This is a genomic window from Paenibacillus motobuensis (genome assembly GCF_039521865.1).
Lineage (GTDB): Bacteria > Bacillota > Bacilli > Paenibacillales > Paenibacillaceae > Fontibacillus > Fontibacillus motobuensis.
Genome location: NZ_BAAACX010000020.1, coordinates 50230 through 59944 on the forward strand (window position 1 = coordinate 50230; position 9715 = coordinate 59944).

Annotated in this window: 9 protein-coding genes and 1 tRNA gene; all 10 read right to left on the bottom strand. The window is 46.3% G+C overall.

What is annotated here, in order from left to right; translation table 11 throughout:
• Positions 1–23: 23 nt before the first annotated feature.
• The 10 genes from ABD014_RS21280 to ABD014_RS21325 all read right to left on the bottom strand — a co-directional run bounded on the left by ABD014_RS21280 (position 24) and on the right by ABD014_RS21325 (position 9507).
• Positions 24–848 (bottom strand): YitT family protein, encoded by an 825-nt coding sequence (locus ABD014_RS21280; RefSeq protein ID WP_343864668.1) that lies wholly within the window; start codon positions 846–848, stop codon positions 24–26.
• Between the two features lie 275 nt (positions 849–1123).
• Positions 1124–1279 (bottom strand): small acid-soluble spore protein P, encoded by a 156-nt coding sequence (locus tag ABD014_RS21285; protein WP_126994475.1) that lies wholly within the window; start codon positions 1277–1279, stop codon positions 1124–1126.
• Between the two features lie 149 nt (positions 1280–1428).
• Positions 1429–1517, bottom strand: a tRNA-Ser gene (locus ABD014_RS21290).
• A 61-nt stretch (positions 1518–1578) separates the two neighbouring features.
• Positions 1579–2862 (bottom strand): serine--tRNA ligase, encoded by a 1284-nt coding sequence (gene serS, locus ABD014_RS21295; RefSeq protein WP_343864653.1) that lies wholly within the window; start codon positions 2860–2862, stop codon positions 1579–1581.
• Positions 2863–3035: 173 nt separating this feature from the next.
• On the bottom strand, positions 3036–3620 hold the full coding sequence (gene pdxT, locus ABD014_RS21300; RefSeq protein ID WP_343864655.1) for a pyridoxal 5'-phosphate synthase glutaminase subunit PdxT: 585 nt from the start codon (positions 3618–3620) through the stop codon (positions 3036–3038).
• Between the two features lie 77 nt (positions 3621–3697).
• Positions 3698–4579 carry a pyridoxal 5'-phosphate synthase lyase subunit PdxS gene (gene pdxS, locus ABD014_RS21305; protein WP_343864658.1) on the bottom strand — a complete coding sequence of 294 codons (882 nt, stop codon included), beginning with the start codon at positions 4577–4579 and terminating at the stop codon, positions 3698–3700.
• A gap of 89 nt (positions 4580–4668) precedes the next feature.
• Positions 4669–6054, bottom strand: coding sequence for a D-alanyl-D-alanine carboxypeptidase family protein (locus ABD014_RS21310; RefSeq protein ID WP_343864670.1), 1386 nt, complete (start codon positions 6052–6054; stop codon positions 4669–4671).
• 174 nt (positions 6055–6228) lie between these two features.
• Positions 6229–7689: an IMP dehydrogenase gene (guaB, locus tag ABD014_RS21315; protein ID WP_343864660.1), complete on the bottom strand. Its 1461-nt coding sequence runs from the start codon at positions 7687–7689 to the stop codon at positions 6229–6231.
• Between the two features lie 353 nt (positions 7690–8042).
• Entirely contained in the window at positions 8043–8636 is a 594-nt protein-coding gene (gene clpP / locus ABD014_RS21320) for an ATP-dependent Clp endopeptidase proteolytic subunit ClpP (RefSeq protein WP_343864662.1), read from the bottom strand.
• Positions 8637–8706: 70 nt separating this feature from the next.
• The gene (locus ABD014_RS21325; protein WP_343864664.1) at positions 8707–9507 is read right to left on the bottom strand and encodes an RNA polymerase sigma factor; all 801 of its coding nucleotides are present in this window, start codon (positions 9505–9507) and stop codon (positions 8707–8709) included.
• Positions 9508–9715 lie beyond the last annotated feature (208 nt).

Below are 9715 nucleotides of genomic sequence, written 5' to 3' on the forward strand. Positions count from 1 at the left end.
CGTAGTAAGACGTCTTCAAGCCACTAATGAATAGCTCTTTTCTTGAAGCGCCCGCCTTTTACGTCATGGATATTTCCTACAGCCAAAAAAGCATTCTCATCGTAATGATTTACGATTTCTTTAAGCTTGGCTTCTTCCAAGCGAGTAATTACACAAAATATAACCCGTTTCGGATCACCCGAAAATCCACCTTCACCTGACAAATAAGTAACGCCACGGCCCAAGCGGCTCAATATAGCAGATCCGATCTCATCGATTTGATCACTAATGATCCAAACCGATTTGGATTCATTGAGACCATCCACTACGATATCAATTGATTTATAAGCGATATAATAAGCTAACAATGAGAACAAAGCACGTTCCCAACTGAATACAAACCCTGCACTTAATAAAATGAAGAAGTTGAAGAACATAATAATCTCACCAACAGAAAATGGCGTCCTGCGTGAAATCAGAATAGCTACAATCTCTGTTCCGTCCAATGATCCCCCAAACCGAATGACGATACCTGTCCCTAAACCGAGCAGAATCCCACCGAATACAAAAGCAAGCAGCGTGTCGCTGACAAAGGGGTCAACCGGGTGAAGCAATGTCGTACCAAGAGACATGACCGAGATTCCTAGTAAGGTAGAAATCGCAAAGGTCTTGCCAATTTGCTTATAGCCAACTATCAGGAATGGAAGGTTAAAAAGGAACAGAAAAATACCAAGCGGTAATTCGGATAAATAAGAGGACATTACGGAGATACCGGTGATTCCGCCATCCGTAATCTTGTTCGGAACTAGGAATAGCTCCAGCGCTACTGAGACAATAATGGCACCTACAACAATAAAGATGGATCTCATCAGGATGTTCCCTACAGACTTCTGCTTATGCCGTCTAATCGTTTGGGATTTCGAGATCGTATCCAGGTTGACAGAGTTCAAACGCATCACTTTCCTTTCATTTCTTTAGTATAATTTTAGAGTTTCTCTCCCACTTGTGATCGTCTTGCATGGTCAAGGCCCTACTTATATTATGACATTTTCTTTGTCTCATGTCTTGTTTATTTCAATTTAAGATAAAAAAATCCGGCAATTCGCCGGAAGTCTGAAGCATCAAGTCGATCTTATTTCATACATTAGCCTTGTGGATTATGATGACTCACATGGTTACGGTTCTTGACCTTCTTAGAGCCCGACAGCGGCTCTGGGCCATCATGCTCCCTATCATCCCTAGGGCGGTTATTCTGGTCTGTCTGGGTTCCTGGGGTCGTATATCCTTTAGGCTTGGTCATATCGTGATTCCCTCCAATTCCGTTGATATATCCCCCTGTAACTTGTGAAGAAACCACTCGCTTTATACAACAAAAAAATGAGGATTTCTCATCCTCATTTCTGTTCGCTTCTATGATATCACCTTGATCAAGGCTTATTATTAGTAAACTGGCGGAGAGGATGGGATTCGAACCCATGTGGGCTTGCACCCTAACGGTTTTCAAGACCGCCCCGTTATGACCGCTTCGGTACCTCTCCAAGTATGAATCTAATTCGCGTAACAAATCAGATTATACTATAAATTTTTCACATGATCAAGTTATTTATTTGTGGTGATCTTTTCCACACCGCCCATATATGGACGAAGCACCTCAGGAATGACCACACTGCCATCCTCTTGTTGATAATTCTCCAGGATAGCAGCAACGGTACGCCCTACAGCCAATCCAGAGCCGTTCAAGGTGTGTACAAATTCCGGCTTCGCCTTCGGTTCCGGACGGAAACGAATATTTGCTCGACGTGCCTGGAAATCCTCTACATTCGAGCAGGAGGAAATCTCGCGGTACATATTGCTCTGTGGGAGCCATACCTCAAGATCATACGTCTTAGCCGCTGTAAAGCCAAGATCAGCCGTACACAGGGCCAATACGCGGTAAGGCAGATTCAGAAGCTGCAGTACACGCTCCGCATTCGCCGTCATTTGCTCCAATTCGTCATAGGATGACTCGGGATGGACAACCTTGATCATCTCTACCTTGTTGAATTGATGCTGGCGGATCAGGCCGCGCGTATCTCGTCCAGCCGCGCCAGCCTCAGAACGGAAGCAAGAACTATACGCCACATATTTCTTAGGCAGATCCTCGGTATTCAGAATTTCTTCCCGATGATAGTTCGTTACAGGAACCTCTGCTGTCGGAATCAAGTAATAGCCTTCCTCCGTCAGCTTGAATACATCCTCTTCAAACTTCGGAAGCTGTCCTGTGCCGTACAAGCTGTCGCGGTTAACGATATAAGGGGGCAGCATTTCTACATAGCCATGTTCGTTGCTGTGCAAATCCATCATAAAGTTAATCAAAGCGCGCTCCAGGCGGGCTCCCAAGCCTTTATAGAAGGTGAAGCGCGAGCCAGTTACTTTGGCACCTGCTTCGAAATCGAGAATATCCAAGTCCGTCGCGATATCCCAGTGCGCCTTCGGCTCGAAATCGAACGAACGTGGCTCGCCAATACGGCGCACTTCCACGTTATCATCCTCAGAAGCGCCGATCGGTACGCTGCTATGCGGTATGTTCGGAATACTCATCGTTAAATTATCGATCTTCACTTCAAGCTCACGGACTTCTTCGTCCAGAGCCTTGATACGGTCACCAACCTCACGCATCTCTGCGATTAGATCATCCGCATCCTCTTTGTTCTTCTTCCGCTGGGCAACCTCCGCAGATACTGTGTTACGACGGTTCTTCAGCGATTCACTCTCCTGGAGTAACTCCCGACGTTTCTCATCAAGCGGTAAAAAATCCGAGATCATCTCCAATGATTTACCCCGGTTCTGAAGAGCTTGTTCGACACGAGCGTAGTCATTTCTTAATATTTTTACATCTAACATGGATAGTCCCTCCTAGAATCATCCCGTAGCAGGCCGTGCCGATTACAAGCTGAACAATAGACGCCGGGATCGCTTAAACGACAAGAATCAATCAAAAAACAACCTTGACCCTTGGTAAGAGTCAAGGTGTCTTCACTATCAGCTTTATAGAAGTTGTTCAAATGAACTCAAACTTATTGTACGGCCGCTTGGTAAGTCTTAATCATCTCTGTAAAATAAGTATGCAGGGAATAATCATCCGTAAGCTCCGGATGGAATGAAGAAACGAGTAGATGTCCTTGCCGGGCCGCTACAATCTCATCATTGTAGGTCGACAGAATATCAACTTCATTTCCCACTGCTGTAATTAATGGTGCGCGAATAAACACAGCTCTGAGCGGCTCCTGAAGTCCCTTCACATCAAGATTCGTCTCGAAGCTCTCACGCTGGCGTCCAAAGGCATTACGGGAGACCTTGATATCCATCAGCCCGAGATGCGCTTCTTCTCCGCTTTCTATTTCTTTGGCCATTACGATCAGTCCGGCACAAGTGCCAAATACCGGCTTCCCTTGCTCCGAGAACGCCCGAATAGCTTCAATAAATTCGTATTTCCGCATCAATTTACCGATCGTCGTACTCTCGCCGCCCGGAATAATCAATCCATCCAGCTCTTCAAGCTGCTCAGTATGCTTCACAGCAACGCCTTCTGCTCCTGCTAGCTCTATGCTGCGGATATGCTCTGCTACAGCACCCTGCAATGCCAATACTCCTACCTTCATGGCCAAACCTTCTTTCTCTATCCAAGCTATCGACTTTAGACGCGATTCATGAAACATGAATCGCGCCTAGAGTCATCTTACCAACCGCGATCGGACATACGCTCAGCGGCGGACAATTTCGAGATTTCAATACCTTTCATTGGCGTACCCAGATTCTTGGATACTTCAGCAATCAACTTATAATCTGTATAATGGGTAGTCGCTTCTACTATCGCACGAGCGAACTTCTCAGGGCTATCTGATTTGAAAATACCGGAGCCAACGAATACACCGTCAGCACCCAAATGCATCATCAGGGCAGCATCTGCAGGAGTAGCCACTCCACCAGCGGCGAAGTTTACAACTGGAAGCTTGCCAGCTTCATGTACTTCAAGCAGCAGATCATAGGCTACGCCAAGGTTCTTGGCTTCAGCATACAATTCATCCTTCGACATGTTCTGTACTTTGCGAATTTGGCTATTGATCAGACGCATATGACGAACCGCTTCAACAATGTTGCCTGTTCCTGGTTCACCCTTCGTACGAATCATCGATGCGCCTTCGCTAATACGGCGAAGTGCTTCACCCAGATCCTTCGCACCACATACGAACGGAACTGTAAAATCACGTTTATCAATATGGAAGACCTCATCTGCCGGAGTCAGAACTTCACTCTCATCCAGATAGTCTACCCCAAGCGATTCCAAAACTTTAGCTTCCACATAATGACCGATCCGTGCTTTGGCCATAACTGGAATAGATACTACTTTCATAACTTCTTCAACGATGGTTGGGTCAGCCATACGGGCTACGCCGCCAGCTGCACGAATATCGGAAGGAACCCGCTCCAAAGCCATAACTGCGGTTGCACCAGCCGCTTCGGCGATCTTTGCTTGCTCGGCGTTCATAACGTCCATGATGACGCCGCCTTTTTGCATCTCAGCCATACCTCTTTTAACTTTCGATGTTCCAGTTTCCATAAATTCCACGCCTCCCGATAATAATCTAACTTGATATTTTACATCAGTCGCCTAAAATATACAACCCATTCACTCGGAATTTATTCGTTCTAGAACAAATTCTTAATGCCATTGAACAAATCGCTGAAGAAATCACCGATTGCCCGCATGAAAAGCTTGAACCAGTTTGCTTTCTCTGCATCCTGGGAAGTAATCAAGTCAACTGTCTTCTCCAAGGTCTGATTCATACCATCTGGCTTCAAGGTGTAAGTCACTGTTCCAACCTTGGTTCCCTTTGGAAGCGGGGCCGTCAGAGATGCGCTCTCCGGCGTCATCGTAACTTTGGACTCCACCTTACTGATGTCCGCACCCTTTGGAATAACAAAAGCCACTTCTTGGCTGCTCACAAGCGGAACCTCGGTGTTCTTCGCCTTCTTCACCGTAACTGTCTCAGATCCCGTTACCGTCGTATTAGGAGCAACGACTTGTTTGGTCTCGAAGTTGTTAAAGCCGTAATCGAGAACTTTGCGTGTTTCAACAAAACGTGCCGAATCACTGGAGGTCCCCATAACGACGCTGATCAGACGATGACCATCACGAACAGCAGTTCCCGTGAAGCAGTTGCCCGCATTTTGCGTATGGCCTGTCTTCAGGCCGTCAAGACCTTCATAAGCATATTTTTTGAAATTGGTGATGTCCTTATTTGCTTCAAGCATCCAGTTCAAATTGACGATCGGTGTCTTATCGCGCTCTCTAAATTTGTAAGTCTGCAGTGAAGTAAATTGGTTAAAATCCGGATGGTCAGTCACAATATATCGTGCCAAAATAGCTGCATCCTTCGCCGACATCACTGTCTCCTGATCACCTGGAGTACGGAACTCTTCCGGCATATCCTTTATATCAAGACCTGTTGAATTGGCGAAATGAGCTGTAGTCATCCCCATACGCTTAGCTTCATCATTCATTAATTGCACGAATTCCTGCTCGGAGCCGGCCACAAATTCTGCCAAGGCAACCGTTGCATCATTGGCTGAGCCGATAGCCATTGCCGCATATAGATCCTTGACAGTATGTTGGTCCCCTTCAGCTAGAAAAATTCGTGATCCCTTAGTTAAAGAAGCATTTTTGCCTGTGGTCACGACATCATCCCAGCTGATCTTACCCTGCTTCACATATTCCGCTACGATATATTCAGACATCATCTTCGTCATACTCGCCGGTGGCAGAGGATCTTCTCCCTTTACATCAAGCAGAATTTGCCCTGTCTCCGCATCCATCAGAATGGCCGAGCTTACCTTCAAGTCGAGAGATTCCACAGATGGTATAGCCGTTCCCTTAGCAGGAGTTGTCGATTTCGTCGTTGTTGTCGATTCCTTTTGCGTCGTTTGCTGCGTTTGTCCACCCTCAGCCAGCGCCATCGCTGGAACCAGAGAGAAGCACAACATATTCAAAACCAATATAGAAGCAGCACTTTTACGAATAAAATGCGGTTTCATAGTTTGTTTGGAAGTCGGAATTGCGCGTTGTTTTCTTTTGAGTTTCAATGTTCCTTAAGCTCCCCTCATATTCTCGATTATTGCTTAGTCTATTCTATCACAGGGCACCCTGCAAAAAAAGACAGGCCCAGCGATTTCCGCCTGGCCTGTCTTTTCTCCAATCTTATTCTTCCATTAACTAATAGAATAGTTAGGTGCTTCCTTCGTAATTTGGATGTCGTGTGGATGACTCTCACGAAGTCCCGCGCCTGTAATTCGAACAAATTCTGTATCGTTACGAAGCTCGTCCAGATTCTTAGCTCCACAGTAACCCATGCCTGAACGAAGTCCACCAATCAACTGATGAATCGTATCAGCAAGCGGGCCTTTATAAGCTACGCGGCCTTCAATACCCTCTGGAACCAACTTCTTGTCATCATCCTGGAAGTAGCGGTCCTTGCTGCCTTGCTTCATCGCAGCCATAGAACCCATACCTCTGTATACTTTGTAGCGGCGTCCTTGGTAAATCTCAGACTCGCCAGGGCTCTCTTCTGTACCTGCAAACATACTTCCCAACATTACGGCATGCCCACCTGCAGCCAAGGCCTTGGTGATCTCACCCGAATATTTGATACCGCCATCAGCGATAATCGGAATGCCATATTCACGAGCTACTGTAGCACAGTCATAGATTGCTGTGATCTGCGGTACACCGATTCCGGCGATAACCCGGGTCGTACAGATCGAGCCTGGCCCGATACCAACCTTAACGACCGAAGCGCCTGCCTCAATCAGTTCACGAGTAGCTTCCCCCGTTGCCACATTACCTGCGATAATAGTCAACTCAGGATATTTTTTACGAATATCAGCTACGGCTTCAATAATATTAATATGATGACCATGCGCAGAGTCGAGCACAATGACGTCCGCACCGGCATTTACCAATGCCTCAGTCCGTTCAAACATATCCTTGGAGATACCTACAGCGGCGCCGACCAGCAGTCTGCCTTGGGAATCCTTGGCCGCGTTCGGGAATTGGATCGCTTTCTCGATATCTTTAATTGTAATAAGGCCTTTGAGAATATTATTCTCATCCACTAATGGCAGCTTCTCAATTTTGTGTTTCTGCAGAATAACCTCTGCCTCTTGGAGGGTCGTACCAACAGGTGCAGTCACCAAATTCTCATGAGTCATAACCTCACTGATCTTGATGCTGTAATCATGTACGAAACGCAAGTCACGGTTCGTCAAAATACCAATCAGCTTATTGTCCTCATCCACAATCGGTACGCCGGAGATCCGGAATTTACCCATAACTGTCTCCGCATCAGAGACAAGATGATCAGCCGTCAAGGAGAAAGGGTTCGTAATTACACCACTTTCCGAACGTTTAACCCGGTCCACTTCCTCTGCCTGTTGTTCGATTGGCATGTTTTTATGAATAATACCAATACCGCCTTCGCGAGCAATTGCAATTGCCAGAGCTGATTCAGTCACCGTATCCATGCCTGCACTGATCAAAGGCACATTCAACTTCACATGATTGCTAAGTTTGGTCGATACATCAACTTCCTTAGGCAATGTTTCTGATTTGCGAGGGATCAGTAGTACATCATCAAATGTTAAGCCTTCTTTGTTAAATTTGCTTTCCCACACCTTGAAATTTCCTCCTTTAGTTTGAACTACCATTCGACCGATTCCCGTATAAATCAAGGCCAATTCCTTACTTACGAAAATATATTAATTGCAATCTTAGCAAAGCCCCTATAGGCTGTCAAGAAAATGTGTCAGGAAAAAAGGTTAGGCTCCTCAGTACACACGATTGTCCATCAGCAGTGTACATATCCGCAATTTCGAACATTTTATGATCATAATACTACCCCAAACGCATCATTTTGATTCCGATGATTGGGTGGATGCCCTTAGACGAAACAGGGACTGTCCCCTGTAGTGATAACTACATTTGGACAATCCCTCAATCTTGAGTATGTTAATCATCTTCCTCAGAACTATATATTATGCTGCCCCTGAATAACGTCATCAATAACCCCATATTGCTTCGCTTCCTCCGCGGTCATGAAGAAGTCACGATCCATATCCTTCTCAATCCGCTCCAAAGGCTGCCCCGTTCGCTCCGCTGCTATTTCATTAAGTCGACTGCGAATGCTAATAATCCGCCTGGCACTAATCGCGATATCGCTAGCCTGCCCTTGCACACCACCATGGGGCTGATGGATCATGACCTCACTATTCGGAAGCGCAAATCGCTTCCCCTTTGTGCCAGCTAACAGCAGTATGGCTGCAAATGAAGCCGCCATCCCCGAACAAATCGTCTGCACATCCGGCTTCACATATTGCATCGTATCATAGATAGCGAACCCTGCTGAGGTCGAACCACCGGGACTATTGATATAGAAGTGAATATCCTTCTCCGGGTCCTCTGCCGCCAGAAATAGCATTTGCGCCACTATGCTGTTCGCAACAGTATCATTAATCTCCGAGCCTAAGAAGATAATCCGATCCTTCAATAATCTGGAGTAAATATCATACGACCGTTCGCCATGAGCAGTCTGGTCAATAACATAAGGAATCACTGTACTCATCTTGTATTGCCTCCTCTAAAAAGGTTGGTTAATCCAACGCGTTATCATCCTATACAGGTCAACACACAACTTAAGCTGCCATGCTCTGGATCAGGTCATGACCGAGCAACAAGCTAAACGGCTTCATCTCGGCATGAGTCTTCTTTCTGGATCTATCCTTATGCACGTATTGTACCGCTGGGAGGACATCCCTGCTTCCTTCGTTCATTAATAAGAGCAATGCTGCGGCATCTTGTTCATGGAAGGCCTTGATATAGGCATAGACAGTGTTCTCATCCACTTGCGAAGCAGGGTAAGAGCCAAATAGTCTCTTTACCTTACCTGAATCATCAGCCTGGCTCATAGGGTCTACCAAGGCCTTTAGCTTGGTCCGGACACGATGCAGCAGAGCCTTCACCGCACCCTCGGTCATATCCAACATCCCCGATACTTCTCTAGCCGTGAACTTCAGGCCATCGATCAATAGAAGGACCGTTCTCTGCTCCGGATTGAACCTCTGAATCATCAACTCCATGATGTGATGGAGAGCAGAAGGATCATAAGGCTGATACGAGTTCAACGGCTCTTCTAATTGCTCGGGTTCCATGGGCAACGATACCGTATCCAAGCGCTTCCGGCGTCCCTGGTCAATCCATGCGTTACGAGCAGCGCGGTATAAGAAAGCCCGAGTTATATGAGCCTGTGCCAATGGCCTCTCCTGTACATATGCCCATACCTTCATCCAGGTCTCCTGAGCAAGATCATCTCCTTCCCAGACTGAGCCAGTCAGAGAACGACAATACTTCTGCAGCACCTGATAATGCTCCTGTATCCATTCGGGAGAAGCTTCTGTATCCTTAACCTTCGGATTCAATGGAATTATTCGATCCACTCGGCCATGCCTCCTTACCGTTTGATGATCTTTCTGTTCGCTCCTTGCAGAGCCTTCACTGTAATAAACGAAAAAATCACCGTAATCGATACGGTGATATATAAATTATCGTAAGTTCTTCTGTTCTTATTTTATTCTATATATAAAAAAACCACCACCGATTAACGGCAGTGGTTCTTATCGCTTGGCGGCTTCCTACTCTCCCAGG